The sequence below is a fragment of the Bowmanella sp. JS7-9 genome, assembly GCF_004329715.1.
Taxonomy (GTDB): domain Bacteria; phylum Pseudomonadota; class Gammaproteobacteria; order Enterobacterales; family Alteromonadaceae; genus Pseudobowmanella; species Pseudobowmanella zhangzhouensis.
In genome coordinates, this window is sequence record NZ_JXSY01000005.1 from 311,962 (window position 1) to 334,929 (window position 22,968).

19 protein-coding genes are annotated in these 22,968 nt (G+C 50.8%); 7 read left to right on the forward strand and 12 right to left on the reverse strand.

Translation table 11 applies throughout. From position 1 onward, the window contains the following. Window positions 1-14: 14 nt before the first annotated feature. The 11 genes from TK45_RS04020 to TK45_RS04070 form a co-directional block, all read right to left on the reverse strand. Window positions 15-1,940: a flagellar hook-length control protein FliK gene (locus TK45_RS04020; RefSeq protein ID WP_131257337.1), complete on the reverse strand. Its 1,926-nt coding sequence runs from the start codon at window positions 1,938-1,940 to the stop codon at window positions 15-17. Window positions 1,941-2,096: 156 nt separating this feature from the next. Beyond that, a complete protein-coding gene (gene fliJ / locus TK45_RS04025) occupies window positions 2,097-2,543 on the reverse strand; it encodes a flagellar export protein FliJ (RefSeq protein ID WP_131257338.1) in 447 nt (148 codons plus the stop codon). Between the two features lie 2 nt (window positions 2,544-2,545). After that, window positions 2,546-3,877, reverse strand: coding sequence for a flagellar protein export ATPase FliI (fliI, locus tag TK45_RS04030; RefSeq protein WP_131257339.1), 1,332 nt, complete (start codon window positions 3,875-3,877; stop codon window positions 2,546-2,548). Then, window positions 3,874-4,632 (reverse strand): flagellar assembly protein FliH, encoded by a 759-nt coding sequence (fliH, locus tag TK45_RS04035; RefSeq protein WP_131257340.1) that lies wholly within the window; start codon window positions 4,630-4,632, stop codon window positions 3,874-3,876. The genes fliI and fliH overlap by 4 nt, the downstream gene beginning before the upstream one ends. Before the next feature lie 8 nt (window positions 4,633-4,640). After that, a complete protein-coding gene (fliG, locus tag TK45_RS04040; protein ID WP_131257341.1) occupies window positions 4,641-5,678 on the reverse strand; it encodes a flagellar motor switch protein FliG in 1,038 nt (345 codons plus the stop codon). An 11-nt stretch (window positions 5,679-5,689) separates the two neighbouring features. Continuing rightward, window positions 5,690-7,384, reverse strand: a complete 1,695-nt coding sequence (fliF, locus tag TK45_RS04045; protein WP_131257342.1) for a flagellar basal-body MS-ring/collar protein FliF — start codon at window positions 7,382-7,384, stop codon at window positions 5,690-5,692. Between the two features lie 18 nt (window positions 7,385-7,402). Beyond that, window positions 7,403-7,729 (reverse strand): flagellar hook-basal body complex protein FliE, encoded by a 327-nt coding sequence (gene fliE, locus TK45_RS04050; protein WP_131257343.1) that lies wholly within the window; start codon window positions 7,727-7,729, stop codon window positions 7,403-7,405. A 194-nt stretch (window positions 7,730-7,923) separates the two neighbouring features. Then, the gene (locus TK45_RS04055) at window positions 7,924-9,258 is read right to left on the reverse strand and encodes a sigma-54 dependent transcriptional regulator (RefSeq protein ID WP_131257344.1); all 1,335 of its coding nucleotides are present in this window, start codon (window positions 9,256-9,258) and stop codon (window positions 7,924-7,926) included. Continuing rightward, window positions 9,255-10,352 carry a PAS domain-containing sensor histidine kinase gene (locus TK45_RS04060; protein WP_254426536.1) on the reverse strand — a complete coding sequence of 366 codons (1,098 nt, stop codon included), beginning with the start codon at window positions 10,350-10,352 and terminating at the stop codon, window positions 9,255-9,257. The genes TK45_RS04055 and TK45_RS04060 overlap by 4 nt, the downstream gene beginning before the upstream one ends. A gap of 128 nt (window positions 10,353-10,480) precedes the next feature. After that, window positions 10,481-11,917, reverse strand: a complete 1,437-nt coding sequence (locus TK45_RS04065; RefSeq protein ID WP_131257346.1) for a sigma-54 dependent transcriptional regulator — start codon at window positions 11,915-11,917, stop codon at window positions 10,481-10,483. A gap of 178 nt (window positions 11,918-12,095) precedes the next feature. Next, the gene (locus tag TK45_RS04070) at window positions 12,096-12,896 is read right to left on the reverse strand and encodes a flagellin (protein WP_131257347.1); all 801 of its coding nucleotides are present in this window, start codon (window positions 12,894-12,896) and stop codon (window positions 12,096-12,098) included. A 251-nt stretch (window positions 12,897-13,147) separates the two neighbouring features. On the opposite strand from TK45_RS04070, the gene TK45_RS04075 reads away from it, so the two are divergent. The 7 genes from TK45_RS04075 to TK45_RS04105 are packed head-to-tail and all read left to right on the forward strand — an operon-like array spanning window position 13,148 to window position 22,186. Beyond that, window positions 13,148-16,624: a 6-hydroxymethylpterin diphosphokinase MptE-like protein gene (locus tag TK45_RS04075; protein WP_131257348.1), complete on the forward strand. Its 3,477-nt coding sequence runs from the start codon at window positions 13,148-13,150 to the stop codon at window positions 16,622-16,624. Between the two features lie 60 nt (window positions 16,625-16,684). Beyond that, on the forward strand, window positions 16,685-17,632 hold the full coding sequence (locus TK45_RS04080; RefSeq protein ID WP_131257349.1) for a Gfo/Idh/MocA family protein: 948 nt from the start codon (window positions 16,685-16,687) through the stop codon (window positions 17,630-17,632). Continuing rightward, window positions 17,629-18,210 (forward strand): acyltransferase, encoded by a 582-nt coding sequence (locus tag TK45_RS04085; RefSeq protein ID WP_131257350.1) that lies wholly within the window; start codon window positions 17,629-17,631, stop codon window positions 18,208-18,210. The genes TK45_RS04080 and TK45_RS04085 overlap by 4 nt, the downstream gene beginning before the upstream one ends. Beyond that, window positions 18,211-19,344 (forward strand): DegT/DnrJ/EryC1/StrS aminotransferase family protein, encoded by a 1,134-nt coding sequence (locus tag TK45_RS04090; RefSeq protein ID WP_131257351.1) that lies wholly within the window; start codon window positions 18,211-18,213, stop codon window positions 19,342-19,344. It begins immediately after the preceding gene. Then, on the forward strand, window positions 19,341-20,321 hold the full coding sequence (locus tag TK45_RS04095) for an NAD-dependent 4,6-dehydratase LegB (protein ID WP_131257352.1): 981 nt from the start codon (window positions 19,341-19,343) through the stop codon (window positions 20,319-20,321). The genes TK45_RS04090 and TK45_RS04095 overlap by 4 nt, the downstream gene beginning before the upstream one ends. Before the next feature lie 27 nt (window positions 20,322-20,348). Beyond that, window positions 20,349-21,035 (forward strand): sugar phosphate nucleotidyltransferase, encoded by a 687-nt coding sequence (locus TK45_RS04100; protein WP_131257353.1) that lies wholly within the window; start codon window positions 20,349-20,351, stop codon window positions 21,033-21,035. Next, window positions 21,032-22,186 (forward strand): glycosyltransferase, encoded by a 1,155-nt coding sequence (locus TK45_RS04105; RefSeq protein WP_131257354.1) that lies wholly within the window; start codon window positions 21,032-21,034, stop codon window positions 22,184-22,186. The genes TK45_RS04100 and TK45_RS04105 overlap by 4 nt, the downstream gene beginning before the upstream one ends. On the opposite strand, the gene TK45_RS04110 is transcribed toward TK45_RS04105, so the two are convergent. Beyond that, window positions 22,128-22,964: a hypothetical protein gene (locus TK45_RS04110; protein ID WP_131257355.1), complete on the reverse strand. Its 837-nt coding sequence runs from the start codon at window positions 22,962-22,964 to the stop codon at window positions 22,128-22,130. The genes TK45_RS04105 and TK45_RS04110 overlap by 59 nt on opposite strands. Between the last annotated feature and the right edge of the window lie 4 nt (window positions 22,965-22,968).

Consider the following 22,968-nt stretch of genomic DNA (forward strand, 5'->3'; position numbering starts at 1 on the left):
CGCTTAACCTGTATTTAGACAAAATAGTCTATCACGCCATTTTCCGGCATGCTCACCGAAACCAACTCAGATTGGCCGATATTCTCAATATTTTCGCCATTCGCAAACTGCTGCCCCTGGCCGGCTTGTTGACCCTGACCATTTTGACCATTAGCTGATTGATCCGATTGCTGGCGAATGGACGATTGATTCAATTCAATCCCACGTTCAGCGAGCATATCGCGCAGGCGCTGCTGACTGTCCTGCAACATATCCCGGGCAGTCTGAGTCTGAACCACAAACGAGACACTAGCCTGATCGCCATTTAGTTGAACCCGCGCTTGCATACTGCCCAATTCGGGCGGATCAAGACGAATATCGGCAGTCATCAGTTTCTGATTTACCATCATCTGCACCTGATTGGTCAGGTGCTGTAAACCTTCGGCTTTAGTCAGATTCGTTGCCTGGCCCTCATGGCGCATCACATCCTGCAATTGCGTGTTGAACAATTCATGCTGGGTCACTGCGCTCGCAGCGCTGGCGTGATTAACCGGATGCAGTTGCAGCGCACTATGCAGCTGTTTACCCAAATGCTGGGCTAAATCGTTTACCGGCGAGGTGACAGGCAACAACTGTTGCAGCTGACTAAGCAGTTCCTGCGAATCGGTTGACTGACCACTAAGTGGCTGAATAAGCGCGACAAAACTCTCCAGCGCAGTGTCTGGCTGTTTGCTAATTTCTCGACTGAGCTGTTGCCACTGTTGTGCCAAACTATCTCGCTGCTGAGCAGGTAGGTCAGGCAGCAGAGTATGTAGCATTTGCTTTAATTGGGCGGGTTGCTCAGCAAGTTCGACTAACTTCACACCTTCACTTGCCAGCGGCAACGACAACTGTTGCTGTGACGGTGTATCCTGGCGATTCAGGTTGAACTGACGTTTCAGGCTTTCCAGTAAGGCCGCCTGATCATTCACCGGCAGTGCTTTTACCACTTCCAATAACGCCGAGAAATCTTCACCGCCAACATGAAGTTCATCTGCCCCATGCTGCTGGTTCGTGTCCGTTTTCGCCATCAGTTGGTTCAGCAGCGCCTGAATCCGGCCGTCTTGTTTGGAGTCTGACTCAGCGGGTTTAGCCAGCAATTCGCCCAACTGTTGAATAAATGCCGCAATAGGTTGCTGTGACTCGCCTTCAATCTCGGGTGTTTGTTGTGACAACCAGTTAATCAAATCGTTAATATCCTGCACTAATTCAACGATCGACTCGGCGTCCGACTGTGCAGCAGTATCCTCAGACGTATTGTCAAACTGGTTGAGGCGCGCCAGTAACGCCTGCAGACTCTTATCCAGTTTGATGCTGTCGTCGTTTTGCAATTGCAGTAATAAATCATCAATACTCGGCTCGTCCGGCAATTCTTCGCCGCTTTGCTGCAGATATGCAATCTGATCCTGTGATTGAGTTAATAGTGCCAGCCAATCAGGTAACACTGTGGGCTCCTGCTCTGCTTGCTCGGAAACTTTCAAGGCCAGATGTGCCAAATCCTGTGCACTCATCAGCACAACTTCGCCGCTCTCACTGTCAGCTTGAATTGCAATGTCATCCGCACCACTGTGATCTGGCTGTGTGTTATCAGATTCTGCTAATTCCGATTTGCCATTTACATCATCACCCTTGCAGTGTGTGGGTGTCTTCTCGTCAACCACATGAGCTTTATCACCTTGCTTAGTCGAGGTATTTTCACTTTGCTTGGTTGGTGAATTATCTGTCTGTTCCGATTGCTTGCGGGTGGACGAGGTTGGACGCGACTCGTGCTCAGCTGTCGGTATTTCCGCACGACTGCCAGACTGTTGCTCATTTTTGAACACCTGCTCAAAGTCATTCCGGCCGATACCCTTATCCACAGATGCCGGATTTTCGACTTTAGCGGCAAAATTCTCATTGTTGGCGGCAACAATTTGCATCATCTCTACACCCCGCAAGGTAAAACTTAAGTGTTTGTAAATTATAAATTTATTGGCTACTTGGCGGATTTCTCCTGATGCAGGGCGGCAAGTACTGCGGCATTATCAGGGGGTATTTCCGTCACGCTACAAGAGTCTTTGCAAGGAGTATTCCAGCTTTTAGCTTTGCAGTTGACGGCGGATAAATCGTTGGGTCGCGACTTCGTCCATTAGCGCCTGTTCAGCCCGTTGTTCTTTGCGTGCCGCCTCGATGGCTTTGCGCTCCAGCAACATATCGACGGCTTTACGTTTTTTCTGCTGCTGTAAAAACAACTGGCGACGCTGATCCACCACCAGCTTGGCTCGCGCGATTTGTTGGCTTTGTTCATCACACGCTTTGTCTAATTTGGCAAGAAAGCCGTGATGCTGACTAAACGCCCGGGCATCAAGGCCCTGCATACCACGCTTTTGCAGGTCACTCAGATAGGTATTGCGATAACCCTGTAGAGCCGATAATTTTTGCTTTTGCTGTTGCCAGTGTTGTTCAGCAACCTGCAGATCCTGCGCGCATTTATGCTCTTTTTCCTGCTCCCAGCGCGCGACCAGGTGTAATTGCCGGTTCGACATAATCAGCCCTTACCTAAGCGCGCAGTCAAATTAGCTAACGACTGCAGACTGTCATCATAGGGAGTAACCTGTTTCATGCCCTGTTGCAAAAACTCATTGATCACCGGCTCGGCGGCGATGGCCAAATCAATGCGCGGATCTGTCCCTTTGGCGTAAGCGCCAATACTGATTAAATCGCGATTTTGCTGGTAATTGGAATATACCTGACGCACACGGCGGGCGGCCTGTAAATGCTCATCGCTGACCACCATGGGCATCACGCGGGAAATCGACGCTTCAATATCAATTGCCGGATAATGTCCCGAGTCTGCCAAACGACGGGATAACACAATGTGACCATCGAGAATTGCCCGCGCCGCATCGGCAATCGGATCTTGCAAATCGTCCCCTTCCACCAACACGGTGTAAAACGCGGTAATTGAGCCTTGCCCCGGTCCGCCGTTGCCGGCTCGCTCTACCAATGCGGGTAGTCGCGCAAATACCGAAGGGGGATAGCCTTTAGTTGCTGGCGGCTCGCCCACAGCCAGGGCGATTTCGCGCTGTGCCATGGCATAGCGGGTTAACGAGTCGATCAATAACAGCACATTCATGCCCTGATCGCGGAAATATTCCGCGACGGTCACAGCTGTTTCACAGCCTTTGAGACGCATCAACGGCGACGTATCTGCCGGTGCTGCGATCACGACTGACTTTTTACGCTCTTCTTCACCCAAGATGTCATGAATAAATTCTTTTACTTCGCGGCCCCGTTCGCCGACCAGACCCACCACCACCACATCGGCTTCGGTGCCGCGGGTCATCATGCCCATCAGCACAGACTTACCCACACCACTGCCGGCAAACAAGCCCATACGTTGGCCTTGTCCCACGGTAATCATGCTGTTTACGCTGCGCACGCCCACATCCAGTGGACGATCTATCTGCTTACGCAGCAAGGGATTCATCGGCGGACGGGTCAAAGGCACCCGTTGACTGGTTTTAATGGCGCCCAGGCCATCCAATGGATTACCGTTGCCGTCGATCACACGACCCAACAGTTCCATGCCAACCGCCAGACCCTGCTGACGATTCAGCGGTTTCACCCGCGAACCGGGTACGATGCCTTTAACCGCTTCAGTTGGCATCAGATAGGTAATATTTTCGGCAAAGCCTACAACCTCCGCGGCGATTTCACCGTCAATGGTTTGTACCAGACACTGACTGCCAACCGGCAGCTGACAACCCACCGCTTCCAGCGTCAGACCAATACCACGAATAAGCTTGCCCTCTGCTACCGCATGAGGATGAGGAATATGCTCCTGATAGGCAGCAATGCGCTCATGCAGATTACTCATTCGCCACCCAGACCATTATCCAGCAGGAATTTATCCAGAATATCGCGACAACGCCGTTCAATGGACAGATCCACCGCGTTGCTGTTGGTCACCACATCAACCCCGCCGCGACTGATTTCCGGCGCTTCAATAATATGCCAGTGATGTTGCTCGATATATTCCGCGCCAAAGTGCCCGGTAAGCAGAGCGACATCGTCCGGATGCAGGCGTAATTGATAATGTTGCTCGGCTACGGGTAACACTTTGATTGCCTCGTTCAACGCCTGTAGCAATACGTCCTGATTAATCGTGGGTTCAATTCGCAGTACCGCGCGGGCCAGCGACACCGCCAGTTTAACCAACTCCTGCTCAACCCGTTTGTCCACAGACGCGACCGGCTTTTGCAGGTTGTTGATCAAACCGGATAACTGCGTGTGCAATGCATCAATTTGTTCTTTTGCCGCAGCCAGGCCCTGTTCAGTGCCCTGCGAGATACCTTCTTCTGTGCCCTGCTGCAGGCCCTCGTCGTAGCCTTGTTTACGGCCTTCGGCTTTGCCTTCAGCCAGACCTTCTTTGCGGCCTTCTTCCCAGGCCGCCTGACGAATCGCTTCGATCTCTTCCGCGGTGGGCATTTGCACGTCGAGTTGCTCTTGCTGCTCGGGTGGTTCAAATGTCCAGCCCGGCGTTTTATTCAGCGCATTGGTGCGCGGTTGTTTCGGCGTATCGGCATCATCCAGTTCAGGAAGATGCCAGGATTTAAACGGATGCTCAGACATAATTCAGCTTACAGGAAGTCATCGCCACCGCCGCCGCCCAGCACGATTTCGCCGGCGTCAGCCAATCGTCTGGCCACCGCCAGTACTTCTTTTTGTGCCGTTTCCACGTCACTAACTCGCACAGGCCCCATAGCCTCCAGATCATCCAGCAACATTTCTGCCGCACGTTTAGACATATTTTTAGTGATTTTTTCACGCAACGGCTCGCTGGCACCTTTGATAGCTTTGAGCAACGCATCCTGCTGCACTTCGCGCAGGATAGCCTGCATGGCGCGGTCGTCCACATCGGCTAAATTGTCGAATACGAACATCAAATCCGAAATCTGCTGGCTCATCTCTTCGTCCTGCTCGCGAATGGCGTCCATCAGCTGACCTTCGATATTGGTATCCAGGTAGTTCATGATTTCCGCCGCAGACTTCAGGCCGCCCATCTTCGCGGCTTGTGCGCCAGCCTGACCGGCAAACTGTTTCTCCATAATTTCGTTTAGTTCCTGCAGTGCCGCTGGCTGGACTTCTTCCAGATTGGCAATGCGCATCATCAGATCGAGACGCACTTTCTCTGGGAACTGCGCAATAATTTCTGCCGATTGTTCCGGCTCCAGATAAGACAATACAATGGTTTGTATCTGAGGGTGCTCGTTGCGGATAATGCTGGCCACCTGCTTGGAGTCCATCCATTTCAATGAATCCAGACCCTTTGCCTGTCCGCCTGCCAGAATCTGGTCAATCAGGTTTGCGGCTTTATCCTCGCCTAACGCCGCTGTCAGGGCTTTTTTCACGAAGTCCTGTGACTGGAAGCCGATGGTGCTGTAGTTCTGAATTTCTTCAATGAAGTGCTTATGCACCGCAGTAATTTTCGCCTGCGACATATCTTCGATACGCGCCATGGCACTACCGAGCTTCTGCACCTGCTTAGGTTCTAAATGCCGTAAAATCTGGGCAGCATCATTTTCGGATAAGCTCAGCAGTAATATTGCTGATTTCTCAATACCATCGAGTTTGGAAATGTCGTAACCACTTTCCTGTTTTTCTTTTACTTCAGCCATGTGGTACCCCTTTACTCATCCTGCATCAGCCAGCCTTTAACTACCTGTGCAGATAGTTCAGGCTCATTCGCCACTAATGCGCGTACTGCTTTAAGTATATCTTCATCTTTGTGTAAGTCCGGCATCATCAGGGAGCCATCCGGTGAGAAGCCAATCGACGACTCATCAAATTCACTAGCCAGCATCGACAGGGTCTCATCGCCCAAATCCAGACCTACATCAGCATCCATATCGTCGCTTTCATTGGCTTTCTCTGGGAACAACAACTTGTTCAACATTGGGCGGACAATAAAGATGATCAGTACGATAACGATCAAGCCACCGATGGCTAACTTAGCCACCTGCATAAACCATGGCTGCTCCCACAGCGGCACTTCTTCAATAATGCCATCGTCAGCGCGATTAAACGGAATGCTGACCACTTCCAGACTATCACCACGATTGACGTTGAAGCCTAAGCCGCCCTGCAACAAACGACGGATATTCACCAGCTCCTCGGCACTGCGCGGGGTATTGACCGGATTGCCGTCGGCGTCAGTTGTGGCCTGATAATCCACCGCGACGGATACCGTCAGGCGGCGCATCACACCGGTTTGCTGCTTAGTGTGGCTGATGGTGGTATCCAGCTCAAAATTGCGGGTCGCTTCTTTCATATTGCGCCCCGGGGTGGTGGCATTACCATTGCCACCATTGGCTTGCTCAGGAATATCCGAGTTGACCGGTGGTTGATTGGTCAGTGCGCCCGGAATACCGGCAATCACGCTTCCCACAGAATTCTCTTCCACCGTCATTTCACTGCGTACCGCCGGCAGATCCGGGTTAAAGCGTTTTTCGGTTTGTTCTACTGCGGTGAAATCCAGGGTGACATCGGCCTGTGCGGTGTAATTACCCAGACCGACAATAGGAATCAGGATCGAATCAATCTTGGCCAGCACTTCATCTTCGCGCTGCTTTTCTAACTCATATTCTTTGCGTGAACGGGCGGATAACGAATCCTGTGAGCCTGAATTCAACAGACGCCCGGCATTATCGGTGACGGTAACCCGGGACGGTTCCATACCCTGTACCGCAGAGGCGACAATATCCACTACCGCATCCACTTCTTCGGATGATAACACCGCGCCGCGGCGTAATGTCAGTACCACAGTGGCACTGGCCAGCTTCTCGCGACGGGCAAAGACGTTTTCTTTTGGCATCGCCAGCAACACTTTGGCGCGGGCAATGGAGCCTAATTCTTCAATGGTGCGTGCCAGCTGTTGCTCACGGGCATGTTTTAAACGCTCGGCTTCAACCCGTTGGCTGACACCAAAGCCCATATCCTGCATGATGATTTCGCTGCCAGCAGAGGAAGGATCGCGGCTGATACCCTGACGGCTTAGACCCAGTTTGACGTTATCGTATTCATTTTCGCGGACGTAAACCGTGTCACCTTTGAGCTGATACTCAATCTGATTAGCATCCAGATAATCCAGCGTTTCAATCAATTCACTGGTGCTGAGTTTGGCCAGTGGACGAAATTCTGGCTGCAATGACCAGTATCCGACCATCACCACAATCGCCAGACTGATGATCACCACCACGGCCAGCATGATCTGGCGCAGCATATCACCGCTGGTCAGTTGGTCCGCCAGTGAAGGCTTGGCTGGCCCGTCCTGACCCATATGGTCATCGGCCAATGCCAGTTCTGTTCCCGTTGCTTCTGCCACTTGTGTTACCTCTCAACCTTACACTGGCATGTTCATAATTTGTTTGTAGGCTTCCAGCACCTTGTTGCGCACCTGCACGGTGGCCTCAAACGCAATACTGGATTTCTCTTTGGCGATCATGACATCCGCCAAACTCAGGCCTTTCTCACCCATTTCAAATCGCTGCTGCAGATCCTTTGACTCCATTTGCATGCCATTCACGGTGTCGAGGGCGTGACTGAGCATATCCGCAAAATTTTTACCATTGGGATTAACCGGAATGGCCTGTGCTTCACCGATACCGGCGCCAGCCTGCATGCTTAGTGCCTGCATTTCTCTCAGGAGGCTTTGTGCTTTGATATCCATGGTTCACCTGTCAAAAAGTCGTTTAATGCGATCAATAACGCCAGACTGCAACAATCGCGCCAAAGATAAAATATTGTTTAAATACAGACAGATAACTTATTTAACAGATAGAAAATGGCGGATTTTTGACGAAAAAAAAGGGGCGTCAGCGACGCCCCCAAAAAGTCCAAACAAGCGGAATGTTTGAATCGGGTTCAGGCTGGCACCTCAATGCCATCCTCGCGCATACGCGCCAGTTTGTAACGCAGGGTACGCGGGCTGATGCCGAGCTTTTCGGCTACCACTTTGCGCTTGCCCTGATAAGTCTGTAACGCATCGAGAATAATCTGATGCTCCTGGTGACGAAGCTCCGCACCCAGCACCGGCTCTTTGGCCTCCAGCACCTGACTGGCTGAAACCAGTTGCGGCGTCTGGCTGACATCGATCATCAGATCATGGCTGTCTATTAGTTCGCCATCACACAGGATCAAGGCACGCTGCACGACGTTTTCCAGCTCACGTACGTTGCCCGGCCAATCATAATGCTGCAGTTTGGCTCTGGCCGCAGCGCTTAACTGCGGACAATGGGTTTGCTCACAATGACGCTCAATCAAGTGCTCGGTTAGCGGGATAATATCGCCAGGACGCTGTGACAGCGGACGCCACATCAAAGGGAATACATTCAGGCGATAATATAAATCTTCGCGGAAGATCCCACGGCGTACCGCCTCTTTTAAATCACGGTTACTGGTGGCGATCACGCGTACATCCAGCGCGATGGTTTTACGACTGCCCAGGCGTTCAACTTCTTTTTCCTGCAGAACACGCAGAATCTTGGCCTGCAGGCCTAAGTCCATCTCGGTAATTTCATCCAGTAGCAAGGTGCCACCCTGGGCCTGTTCGAATTTTCCCGGACATGCCTGTAATGCACCGGTAAACGCGCCTTTTTCATAACCAAACAAGGTCGCTTCCAGCATATTCTCCGGGATGGCCGCACAGTTAATCGCCACAAATGGCTTGTCGGCGCGGGCGGATTTGTCGTGGATATAGCGCGCTAACACTTCTTTACCCGAACCACTGGGGCCAAGCACCATCACGGTGGCATCGGCACGTGCGACACGGGTAGCAAGATGCAGCAATTCTTCAGAACTGGGATCACCTACCACAGGCTGACGGGATTCAATCGCCGGTGCCGGCGCATAGCGGTCAACTAGATTGAGTAATACCTGCGGCGCAAAGGGTTTGGCCAGATAATCGGTGGCCCCATCGCGCATAGCCTGTACCGCATCATCGATGGTGGCATAGGCGGTCATCAGTAGTACCGGTACCTCGGCATGGCGCGCTTTGATAGAGCGTAATAAGTCCAGGCCGCTCATGCTGCCCATTTGAATATCGCTGACCACCAAATCAATTTTATGCCGCCCCAATTGCAACATGGCAGCCTCGGCACTGTCTGCCTCAACAATGTCGTAGCCACCCAATAATAGGGTATCCACCAGTGCTTCACGCAAGCCGGCGTCATCTTCAACAATCAGGATTTTTCTGCTCATGCACTACGCTCCTGTAAAACTGCTGCGGTCTGAGACGAAGATAGTTTTTCTATGGGCAAGCGCAGGGTAAACACCGCGCCACCATCCGGATGGTTGTCTGCCAGCGCCTGCCCTTTGTGGGACTGCGCCACAGCTTTAACCACCGCCAGACCAAGGCCGGTGCCCTGGCTACGGGTAGTAAAGAAAGGTTCAAACAGTCGGCCTTTGACTTTATCTGCCAGGCCACAACCATTGTCACGGACCTGAATATCCACCTGTCCCGGCGAATTATTGCTGCGCGTGGCGGATAACCAGATGCAGGGGCGCTCCCCCACATGCTGTAAGGCATTATGAATCAGGTTTTGCAACGCGCTGGCCAGCGCGGTTTTATTGCCCAGCACCAGAATATCCGGCTCCGGCAACGATACCTGCAATTCGGTGTTAGCGTGCTGCAACATGGCTTCACTGCCCTGCTGGACTTCCTGCAGCAGTTGCTGCAGGGAGATTTCACCCACCACCTGCTCGCTACCGCTTTTAGCAAATAACAACATGTCATTGACCTGTTGCTCTAAATCTTTCAGACGGGATAATAATTTTTCGGTGAATTTTTGACGCGCGGCTTCGGTCAGCATACTGCTGCCCATATTCGCCGCGTATAACATTGCTGCCGATAACGGTGTACGAATCTGATGGGCCAGTGACGCTACCATGCGCCCCAGCGATGACAGACGTTGCATATGACTAACCCGCTCCTGTAAACGACGGGTTTCGGTGAGGTCGGTCAGCACAATCAGCTGCCCCGGCTCGTTTTGTAACGGGCAGATCTGTAATTTTACTTTGCGGCCATCATGCAATGACACTTCGTGACCGTCGTCGGCCTGTGGGCGGAATGAGCGGGCAATAATAGTCCGCCAGGCTTGGCCTTCCAGCGGTTTGCCGAGCAATTCAATCGCCACACGGTTGGCCTGCTTGACCGTCCCCGTGTTATCCACCACTACGACACCCGCAGGCATAACATCAAGTAAATGCGCCAGTCGCTCGCTTTGCTGACGCAAACCCTGCACCTCGGCGGCATCACACAGCACCATATTGGCGGCATTGTGCGGCTTACTCATTGTCATACTCACCTCATGTCAAAATTCAGACACTGAGTGTGTTTGCAATGAGCATGCCAAAAATTACTTTAATATATTCAGTAAGTTAACTGCAAAAAATGAGATAAGAGAAGGGGTAAACCGCGATTTTATTCGTCGCGGTTTAAGTTGTATTTACGCATTTTTTCAACTAGCGTGGTGCGGCGCATACCCAGCAATTCCGCCGCGCGTGCTACCACCCATTCATGCTGATCCAGCGCCTGTTGAATCAGGCTCAGTTCCAGGTCGGAGATGTATTCTTTCAGATTCAATCCCTCGGCTGGCAACTGACCATTAGCAGCCGGAGTGCCCTGCAATTCGGCATTGATCTCTTCATCGCTGAGCGAGCCGCCAAACAGCTCGTTAATCGCCTCACGCTCCAGTAGTTCTTCCGGATAGTCGGGCTGAAAATCATCGCCGGCAACATACTGATATTTCTGGGGTAAATCGGCTACATCGATGATCTGGTTGGGGAACAGAATACTCAGGCGTTCCACCAGGTTAGACAACTCACGCACGTTGCCCGGCCAGCTATGCTCCATCAGGGATTGCATGGCCTTTTCGGTAAAACGCAATGACTCACAGGCATCAGATTTCATCCGTGTGATCAATTCCTGCAACAACAGCGGTACGTCTTCCACCCGTTCGCGCAGTGCCGGCGTTTCAATTGGGAACACATTCAGACGATAGAACAGATCCTCCCGGAACTTTTCCTGTTCGACCATGGTTTCCAGATTGCGGTGGGTGGCGGCAATGATGCGTACATTGCACGGAATCGGTTTACTGCTGCCGACCCGCTCGTAGTTGCGTTCCTGTAACACCCGCAACAACTTAACCTGCATTTGCAGTGGCATATCACCGATTTCATCCAAAAACAGGGTGCCACCTTCGGCCAGTTCAAAACGCCCTTTGCGGCTGCTGACTGCGCCGGTAAACGCGCCCTTTTCATGACCGAATAATTCCGACTCCAGTAACTCCCCTGGGATGGCACCACAGTTAACCGGCACAAACGGACCGTTTTTGCGGGCCGACATAAAATGCAGGTTGCGCGCGACCACCTCTTTACCTGTACCCGATTCACCCAGGATCAGGACATTGGCATCGGTGGGCGCGACTTTTTCAATCATATGACGCACGGCCTGAATGCCGGCGCTTTTACCCACCAGTGAACGGAATAATTTGGTTTTACCCGGTGAGCCCTTACCCGGTGCCATACGCTGATACTGCTCGCAGCGGTGCAGCATATTGGTCAGGTTCGGGTAGTTAAACGGTTCAGATAGATGCCCAACGATATTCGCAGGTAGCCCGTTTGGCTTTGCATCAGACATCAACACAAACGGAATAGCGGGAAACTTTTCGGCGACATCATTCGCCAGTTGTGGATCTTCACCGTCAATTAGCACGGCTTTGGCAAAGCCCTGCGCCGTTAATGTAGCAACCGCGGCCGAAAACGGCACACACTGACAGGATTCGCCCACAAAGGACAAGATGGTTTGCAAACTGTCGCTACGCGCAGATTGCTGACTGATTACCAGAACGTCGCTCATTAACTACCTGATTATGAAAGACTATCGTTATTGTTATGGATTGATTGTAACCCGTCAGTTATTTGACGCAACCGCGATTGCGCGTCAACTTTTCTGATTGCAGATTTTCCACACAATCTTTGCCCGCTACAGCCGTAAAAAAAGCGCCAAAAGGCGCTTTTTTCTTACTGAAATATCGCTAGCCCAATAGTGCCAGTACCTGACCCCGTTGCTGATTAGCCTGTGCCTGCACCGACAGCGAAGCCTGACTCAAAATATTATTGGCGGCCTGATCCGCAGTGGCCTGAGCGTAATCAGTATCCTGCAGACGGCTGCGCGCAGCGGCCACATTGACTTCCTGATTACCCAAATTGCGCGCAGCAGACTCAAACTGATTCTGTGTGGCACCTAAATCCGCGCGGGCACTGCCCACATAATCCACCGCAGCATCAGCAGCTTTAAGTGCATCATCCACGCTGCCTGTGGTCACATCGATATTCAGCACATCGGTTAAACCGGACGCCACGTCTTGTGTACCCACAGAAATTTTCTGGCCCGCGGCAGAGCCTACCTGAAAGTCCAGCGAGCCATCACCGCTAAGCAGCTGCTTACCGTTGAAGCTGGTTTGCTCTATGGTTTGATTAATATTGCTTTGCAGGGCGCTGATCTCGCCCTGAATGGCCTTTTTGTCTGCGGCACTTAAAATGCCATTACCAGCCTGTACCGTCAGCTCACGAATGCGATTAACATCATTGCTGATGCCTGACAGACCGCCTTCGGCCACCTGCGATAATGAAATACCGTCATAAGCATTGGTCACAGACTGACGATAACCAGACACCTCAGAGGTCAACCTATCGATTATCTGCAGCCCTGCCGCATCGTCAGCGGCGCTGTTAACCCGCTTACCCGAAGCGAGACGCTCAAACAGGGTCTTTTGCTTTTCCTGTAACTGCGCCAGTGCTGAGCTGTTATCCGATGATGTGTTGAAATTAATCATATCTGCCTCCCGTCGGTATACCGACTACCTTGCTTGAGTTTAGCACTTCGGCGGCATTGGTTAAATGTTGCGCACTATGGCAAAGGTGTGGTTTTGTATCCTCGGGTATTTGCCGATATACCCATAGTAGCGTGCGACCAAGCAAGGCTGGTCAGCGCTGATACGACCGATTACAATCCTAATTAATTGAAATTTATCGCTAAATTCGCCGTTGGGCGAAACTAGGTAGCAGCAAGGGTGCCAGAGGCCGCATGTTAAAAGACATTCGATTGCATTTACATCAGGATGAAGACGCCCAAACAGCATTGGAAGATCTGCAAGCGGATTTTATCGCTGCGCAATTTCAGCAAAATATGCGCGCGCTGCGGGCTCACATGCCTTCGGTCGCGGCTGAACTGGAACAGGTGAGATCGCAGAATATCTCGATTTTTTGCAACAAATCGGGCGGCCATAATATTGTAGATTATGGTACTGGCCGTGTTTTATATGGCCTTGAACCGCAGCAGGAAATAACGACGCACCTGCAGCACTGGCAACAACATCCACTGTTTATTGATCTGGCTAACCAGCATCCCCTACACCACAGTACGGACGATGTCGCTACGCGTGCGGCAGCCATCGCCAAACGTTCCCCGTTGCCTGAAGAGGTTGACACTCTGGTAGTGTTCGGCCTGGGGCTGGGTCAGCATTTAGCCACGTTGTTGCAACAGCATCGGATTCGTCATCTGGTGGTATATGAACCGGAATTACAGTATCTGCACAGCTCATCACTGGTGGGTGACTGGCAGCAGATTCTCGACTTAGCTCAACAAAAAAATACCCTGCTGTTTATGCTCAGCGGCAAAGATGGCCGCGATTTGGTGGAAAACATGCAGGAATTGCAGCAACACGCAGGCATTGCTGGTTTCTATCTGTATAAGCACTACCACCATCCGGTATTTGACGGCATTGAGCAGGATCTGATGTTGCGCAGCTGGCCGCAAATAGCGGCCCAAGGGCTGCGCCTCAAGCGCGATGATTTCGCTGCCTATAAACCGCTGTTTTGCGCGCTGGCTGAACCAGAGCAACTGGCCGTGTGCAAGAGCGAACACCACCCGCGTTTTCAGCAAAATATGGCTGCATTCAGCCATTATTTCCCGGATATTGCCGCGCAATTTCGTGATTACACGCCCCGCTACTGGTGGCCGGTCGCCGCAGGAGATGAGGTCAATCTCTTAGATTTAAGTGATTTGGCGCTACTTTACAGCAAAAGCCCTGCCGAGGATGGCCGGCTCAATAGCGACAACTTTGTTAATCACCCCAACAAAGATGGTTTAGTACTTGGATACAAGGGCGAAAAACTCAAAAACTACCTGCATTATCAGTACGTGGCCAAGACCGAATCCCTGATGGCCAGGCTGGAAGAAAAGCGCGGCACCCTGCCGGATACGATTAAATCGCTCATCATGTTTGGGCTGGGCAGCGGCTATCAGTTACAGGCGTTGCTGGACGGCCACCGGGTGGAAAAGCTGTTTATCTGCGAGCCTAATCGTGACTTTTTTTACGCCTCACTTTTTGCCATCGACTGGGCTGAGATTCTCAAACAGGTCGACGATAATGGCTGGCGTATTTATCTCAATGTGGGTGATGATGGCAGCAACCTGTTTCGCGATTTACTCCATCAATTTTACGCCATCGGGCCATATAACCTGGCCAACACCTATTTTTATCAGAGCTATCACAATCCTAATCTGAGTGACGCAGTCGCCAATCTGCGCGAACAATTGCAGGTGGTGATAAGCATGGGAGAATATTTTGACCATGCCCGCTATGGGATTGCCCATACCACCGAAACACTGCGACGCGGCTATCATTTGCTGACAGATCGCAAAACCCGCCCTATTCCGTTTGAGCTAGGTGAAGTGCCGGTCTTTGTTGTGGGTAATGGCCCGTCGCTGGATGCCAGCCTGGACGCCATTCGCGAATATCGCGATCAGGCTATCGTGATTTCCTGCGGTACCGCGCTGATGCCATTGCAAAAAGCCGGTATTGTGCCGGATTACCACGCGGAAATTGAGCAAAACCGTTCCACCTTTGACTGGTGTTCGCGGGTCGGTGATTTTGAGTTTCTAAAACAGATTACCCTGATTTCCTGTAACGGCATTCACCCGGATACCTGCGACCTGTTTAAAGATGTGCTGATCGCCCTGAAAGATGGTGAGTCATCCACCGTATCCGCCACCGAGGTGTTAGGAAAAGGCCGTTTTCATGAGCTGAAATTTGCCTTTCCAACCGTGTCAAACCTGGTAGTGAATCTGTTCTGTGAACTGGGCTTTACCCAGCTTTATCTGCTTGGTGTGGATTTAGGCTTTGTGGATGACAAACATCACCATAGCAAGCAATCCGGCTATTACGATCAGCAAGGTGAAGAGTTATATAACTACCGGGAGCGCAATCATACCGCACTGCGGGTACCGGGCAATTTCCGCCCGATGGTATTTACCAAGCATGAATTCAAAGTCTCCAAAACCATTATCGAGCAGGCGCTGGCCAATCATCGACAGGTAGAATGCTTTAACTGTAGTGATGGCGCTAAAATCGCAGGCGCCACCCCGCTCAATCTGGACTTCATGCTGATCACCAGCGCAGCTGAGACCAAGCAGCAGGCACTGCATTTTTTACACGAGAAGGCATTTACAGCAGTAGAGGATTACAGCCATTATCCAGCGCGCTTTGACGCCCATTTCAGGCCCGATGTACTGCATACTGAGCTGAATAAATTGCAGCAGTTGGTGGATGCAACCGAAGCCACGCCCGAGTCTATTGACCAACTGATTGAAAAGCAGCGGATCCTGCTGTTTGCCTCTTATAAAACCAGTAAATCTCTGCTGTTTTACTTGTTCTACGGCAGCATGAACTACACCAATGCGTTTTTAAGTAAAGTGCTGAGTGTTAATCAGTCAGAAAAAGAGGCTTTAGGCGTGGCCCTCGACATGTGGAAGCAGGCATTAGCAGATATAGTGGGTGATTATCTGCAACAGCCCGCGAAGTTTGATACCGTCAGCTCGTTCTCGTCGGCAAGAATGAGCAGCTGGATTAAACGGGTCGCCACAAGTGTCTGTCATTTGGAAGTTCATGGTGACACGCAGTTACAAAGCGACTGGCTGCAACAAATACCCGCTTGGCGCGCCTCTGCACAAGATAAAGCGAACTGGCGGGTTCTATGGTTGAATCGTGGAGACTCGCAACAGGAGACCGCAGATTATCATCTGGTTATCCTGCCCCATGGCGACCTGAGCGCCACTGGGAACATCGTTTCGAACAGCCAACTAACCATTATGTTACCTGGGTTTCATCGGCTTTCACTTGATACGACCGACATCCTGAATGGCATCGCTCCTGTATGGTATTCAAATTTGGTGATTAATTTATGCAGCTCATTACGTCAGGCAAATTTCAGCCGCGGTTGCATCATTGCAAAAGTGAGATTTTTAGCCAACGATTCACCCCACAAACCATACGAGCAATACTTTAGTGGGCTGGACGCCATCGGGCATTATGTTGACTTTGGCAGCTATATTTGGATTCCTGCAACGGCGCAGGTTAGACCTGAGCAATTGATCGATGGATTCGGTACCCGTGGCCGACAGGTATTTCACCCCCCTACACCTCAGGATTTAGTCATTGTGATAAACCAAGCTGGTTTCTCGAAAATGCAGCAAATTGCCGAGAATGGGTCAAGGAAATAAATAAAATGCATATTTCGTCGATAACCCGATCAACCTACTCGCAGCAAAAGGCGGACTGATATGAAAAAATTTGCTTTGATTGGTGCCGCGGGTTACATCGCACCACGTCATATGCGGGCAATAAAAGATACCCAAAACCAATTGGTGGCCGCACTGGATCCCAATGATTCAGTCGGAATCATTGATAGCTACTTCCCAAATTGTGACTTTTTTACCGAATTTGAGCGATTCGATCGCCATATCGATAAAAAACGCCGCAAAGGTGAATCTATTGATTTCGTGTCGATTTGTTCGCCGAACTATCTGCATGATTCCCATGTGCGATTTGGTCTGCGCTCTGAAAGTCATGTGATCTGTGAGAAGCCTCTGGTGCTCAATCCCTGGAATATTGACGGTCTGCAGGAACTGGAACGCGAATCCGGTTTTCGGGTCAACACTATTTTGCAATTGCGCCTGCACCCCACCATCATTGGCCTCAAAGCACAGTTGGATGCTGTATCAGACACATCCAAAAAAGAGGTAGATCTGACCTATATCACGTCCAGAGGGAATTGGTACAACGTGTCTTGGAAAGGTGATGTAAAAAAATCGGGGGGGATAGCTACCAATATTGGCGTGCACTTCTTCGACATGCTGCATTTTTTGTTTGGCAAGCTGCAGCATAATCGCGTCCACATCAACCAGGAAAACAGCGCATCTGGCTATTTAGAATATGAGAAAGCGCGGGTTCGCTGGTTCTTATCCACCGATGAGCGCTCGTTACCCACCAGCGCAGTGCAACAGGGGCAACGCACTTTTCGAAGCATCACCATTGACGGGCAGGAACTGGAATTCTCCGACGGTTTTACCGATTTACATACCCGAAGCTACGAGCATATTTTAAGTGGGCAGGGATTCACCCTGGAGGATAACCGTGTGGCAATCGAAACCGTATCAGATATTCGCAACCAAAAGGCGGATATCAATGGTGACGACTTGCATCCCTTTGCTATCAAGGCACTGTCATGAGTGAGTATTTTTGCCATCCCAGCGCTATCGTTGATGATGGAGCCCAAATTGGCAGCGACAGCCGTATCTGGCATTGGGTTCATATCTGCGCATCTGCCGTGATCGGACAAAAATGTTCACTGGGCCAAAATGTGTTTATTGGCGACCGTGTACATATCGGCAATAACGTAAAGATCCAGAACAATGTCTCGGTATACGAGGGCGTCACGCTGGAAGACGATGTATTCTGCGGTCCATCAATGGTTTTTACTAATGTCTACAACCCCAGAAGCGCCGTGGAACGTAAATCAGAATACCGTCCGACACTGGTAAAACAGGGGGCTACCCTGGGTGCAAATTGCACTATCGTCTGCGGTGTGACTATCGGTCGCTACGCTTTTATCGGCGCTGGCTCTGTCATCAACAAGCCGGTACAGGATTATGCCCTGATGGTGGGCGTACCTGCCCGCCAGATTGGCTGGATGAGTGAATTTGGTGAACGCCTCAACTTACCTGTTAGTGGGCGGGGACAGGCTCGCTGCGAACACACGGGTAGTGTTTATACGCTAAAAGATAATGTCGTTCGGAAAGAGAGCTGAATGCAGTTTATAGACCTCAACGCCCAATTAACACGGATCCGTCCACAAGTGGATCAGGCCATCGCGCGGGTACTGAACCATGGCAAGTTCATTAGCGGCCCGGAAGTTTCTGAGTTAGAAAAAAAACTCGCTGAATTTACCGGGGTTAAACATTGTATCAGCTGTGCCAATGGTACCGATGCGTTAAGCCTGTCGCTCGCCGCCCTTAATCTGGGACCTGGCGACGTGATATTTACTACCGCGTTTTCATTTTTCGCAACCGCTGAAGTGGTTCCTGCCACTGGCGCGTCAGTGTTTTTTGTTGATATCGACCCATTGACCTATAACCTCTGTCCAGCGTCGCTGGAACGCGCCATCAAACAGGTTGAAGCTGAAGCAAAACTGACCCCAAAAGCGGTGATAGCCGTCGATTTATTTGGGCTTCCGGCTAACTATCCTGTCATCAGCCAGCTCTGCCAGACGTATCAATTGCGATTAATCGAAGATGCCGCGCAGGGATTCGGAGGCGCGATTGGGCAGCAGCGAAGCGGTGGCTTTGGTGACATCGCGACCACCAGTTTTTTCCCGGCCAAACCGCTTGGTTGCCTGGGTGATGGCGGCGCAATTTTCACCAACGATGATGCCTTGGCTGAAGTGTGCCGCTCACTGCGTATCCACGGTCAGGGTACTGACAAGTACGATAATGTGCGCATTGGCCAGAACAGTCGGTTAGACACAATTCAGGCGGCAATTTTATTGGAGAAACTGGCTATTTTTGAAGATGAGTTAGTTTCGAGACAGCGGGTAGCACAACGCTATCTTATGCGTCTCAATGATGTGGTGACCTGTCCAATTGTCCCCGATGGCTATTACAGCGCGTGGGCGCAATTTACCATTCGGGTGCCCGCTTCCAGGCGGCAAGAGATTATGCAAATGCTGTCGGTTCAAGACATTCCTTCCATGGTTTATTATGCAAAACCACTGCACCTGCAGACAGCGCTGTTGGGTAGTCTGCAGGTCGACTGCACAGAGGCAGAAATTGCCAGTGAATCTGTCCTGAGTTTACCTATGCACCCTTATCTGACTGACAACGAAATCGATGGAATCTGTCAGGCCGTTATCCAGACGGTCGCCAAATCAGGACAACAAGTATGAAAAAAGTTCTCGTAACCGGGGCAGATGGTTTTATCGGTTCACATTTGGTTGAGCACCTGCATGGCCAAGGTTATAACGTCAGGGCGTTGGCTCAGTACAACTCGTTCAACAGTTGGGGCTGGTTGGAAAACGCTAACTGCCTGAACGATATCGAAGTAATCAGTGGCGATATCCGAGATGGACAATTTTGCCGCTCGTTATGTGAAGGAGTGGATACCGTATTCCATTTGGCAGCCCTGATTGCCATACCCTATTCCTATCAGGCGCCACAAAGTTATGTGGATACCAATGTAAATGGCACCCTCAATATGTGTCAGGCAGCACTGGCCAACAATGTCAGTACGTTTATACAAACTTCCACTTCCGAGGTTTATGGTACCGCACGCTACGTGCCCATTGATGAAAAACACCCGTTACAACCGCAATCACCATACAGCGCCAGTAAAATTTCCTCCGATGCAATGGCGATGAGTTTTTTCAATGCGTTTGACTTGCCGGTGACAATTGCACGCCCATTTAATACCTATGGGCCACGTCAAAGTGCACGTGCAGTTATCCCCACTATCATTACCCAATTATTGGATAACACGCCGACGATTAAATTAGGAGATGTTTCCCCCACTCGTGATTTCAATTATGTCAGCGATACCTGTGCGGGCCTGATCGCATTAGCAAATTGTAATGAGGCGGCAGGGAAAACTGTCAATATTGGTTCAAATTATGAGGTATCCATAGCTGAAACAGTGCAGTTAATTCAGGAGATTATTGGCGCGGACACCCAGATAGAAATGGACAGCGTTCGATTACGCCCGGAAAAGTCTGAAGTAAACCGCCTGTGGTGTGATAACACACTTATTCAGCAGCTGACCGGTTTTAAACCTGCGCACTCATTGCAGCAAGGGCTGGAAAAAACCATCGACTGGTTCAGAGAGGATAAAAACCGTGCAGTGTATAAAAGCCATCTTTATAACGTTTAAGGCGTTGACCGTCACAGGAGGAGTTTGATGCAGGCAATCATACTGGCAGGCGGATTAGGTAGCCGGCTCAAGCCATTTACCGAAGTCGTGCCTAAGCCTCTGCTGCCATTAGGTGAAAAATCGATTCTCGAAATTCAGATAGAACGACTACGTGACCATGGCGTGACACAGATATTTCTGGCGGTGAACTATAAAGCCGATTACATCGAGTCATTCCTCGGCAATGGTGAGCGCTACGGCGTTGAACTCATTTATAGCCGGGAGAGTAAGGCGCTCGGCACATGCGGTCCACTGAGCCTGATTAGAGACCAAATAACCGGGCCCTTTGTAATGATGAATGGAGATATTCTTACCAAACTGGATTTCAGCCGCTTTTATCAGTTTGGCTGCGATAAAGACTTTGCCCTGACCGTCGGTACCAAAATCATCACCACTCCATTTCGCTTCGGCGATGTCAAATCGTCTGAAGACCAATTGCTGTCCGTGACGGAAAAACCAGAACTCAACTTTGAAATTATGGCCGGCATTTATTTTATGACGCCGAAAGTGTTTGATTACATTCCAGAGGATACGTACTTCGGTATGGATAACCTCATCACGACACTACTGGCTCAGGGCCAGCCTATCGGACGCTATTTGATCCGCGAGTATTGGGTTGATATTGGTATGATCGAAGATTACGAAAAAGCGAAAAAAGAGTATCCGTTGTTATGAGTCGATTCCGGCTTTTGCTGCTGGGAAACCCCAATAGTCCATTCGTAAAGGATTATGTCAAAAACCTTCGTGACCAGCAGCCCGGCTGGCGTATCGATTGTCTGACCCACAAGCTACCCGAGAATGATACGACGCCATTTGATCAGGTTTATATTAACCATCTTTGCCTGTGGTGGCTGGCAAAAATCGGCTCTCGGGCACGCATCGGCTGGCTGTTAGGCGTGATCATCTGGACGTTCTGGCGGCAAAATCGCTGTCGCTATGATGCGGTGCAAATTCATTACGCCAGCATTATTCATGACTACGCTATGCCCTGGTATCGTCTGGCATCCCGGCGAATTTTGATCAGCTTCTGGGGCTCTGATTTACTGAGGGAAAAACGCACTGACATTCTCACGAAAATGATACGTCAGGCCGATACGGTGAGCTGCCAGACGCCACTTATGGCGAAAGCCATCCACTCGCTGGTTCCCACAGCCGCAGTCTGTTTACAACGGTTTGCCCTCAATACCCTGGCCGCCATAGATATTCTCAAAAACCAGCCGCAACAACTAGCGGCGCTGCAACAGTCACTGGGCTTAGAGAAGAATCACCCCATGATTACACTGGGTTACAGTGCCTCTCCCGGGCAACAACATGTGGCTATTCTGCAGGCTCTGATTGCCCGTCAGCACGAATTTGAAAGCTGCCATTTTGTACTGCCCATGACATACGGTGGCAGCGCTGCGTATATTGAAAAAATCCGCCAACTAACAGACCAATCTAGCCTGCAGGTGTTGATTCTGACGGATTATATGTCCGCCGAACAAATCGCAGCGCTACGTTTAGTCTGTCGGATATTTGTCCATTTACAGCCCACCGATGCCCTGTCCGGCTCCATGCAGGAGCATTTATATGCGGGTAATCAGGTTATCACTGGTGATTGGCTGGATTATCAGGTACTGACCGATGAGGGCATCGAATTAACCCAGATCCCGTCTGTGGCTGAATTACCCGACGCGCTGCTCGCGGCATTGAAACAAGATATGCCATCGCCGTCTCAAGTCGCTGCGCAGCGAGCGGCCATCGAGCGGTTAAGCGCTCCCCTGCCGGTTACACTGGCCTGGGTAAATTTCCTGCAAGGTAATGTGCGTCCTTACAACGCTCAATAACGGCATATATTGCATCTTGCTCATGTTCAGTCAGGCGTCTTATTTGTCGCGGCTGACCAGCGCGCTCGCGATGATTTTGTTTATTCAGAAGCAGCGTGGACAGTTTGTCCAGACTAAATTCCCGCCCCGTCATAAACTCCAGTGCGGCTTGCATTGGCTTCGGATCGCCACTGGCAAATAAGCGTTCAAATGACAAACTCAGATAGTGTGGGTGGCCTGCGGCTTGCTCCCTAATCATCTTATTGTAGGCCTGCCAGTGCCAGGCTAATTTCTCCACCTGCGTCAGGCTTTGCCAATGCCCATGATAAGGATCGTGGGCAAAATCATCCGCGCAGATTCGTTTGCGTAGATCAGTATCGCCGTGCAATGTGTAGGTGCTGTTTTGCACGTTATTAAGTGCCGACGCCACGTAACTTATCGGTTCGCGCACCACATGCAACACACGGGCATGCGGGTAATGGCTGAGTAAAGCCGACAACAATGGCACCAGATTATTATTTGACTCCATATACAGGGTTTTAGACCCTGCCACTAGCTCACCAAACAACGGTGCCCGCATTTTATTAAAACGCGTAATAACCTCATCATCGCCGAATGCTTCACGAATACGTTGGGTTGCAAGAATAAATCCATCCGGATTGGGTTCATGCACAGCCAGGCAGTCCGGCACCAGCTCGTCCAGCATATAGGCAAAAAATTGTGTACCCGTTCGCCCGGTCGACACTACCAGCGACATCGGTGTGTTTTGCAGACTAGGCTGGTCTGTAGACTGTGACATATTT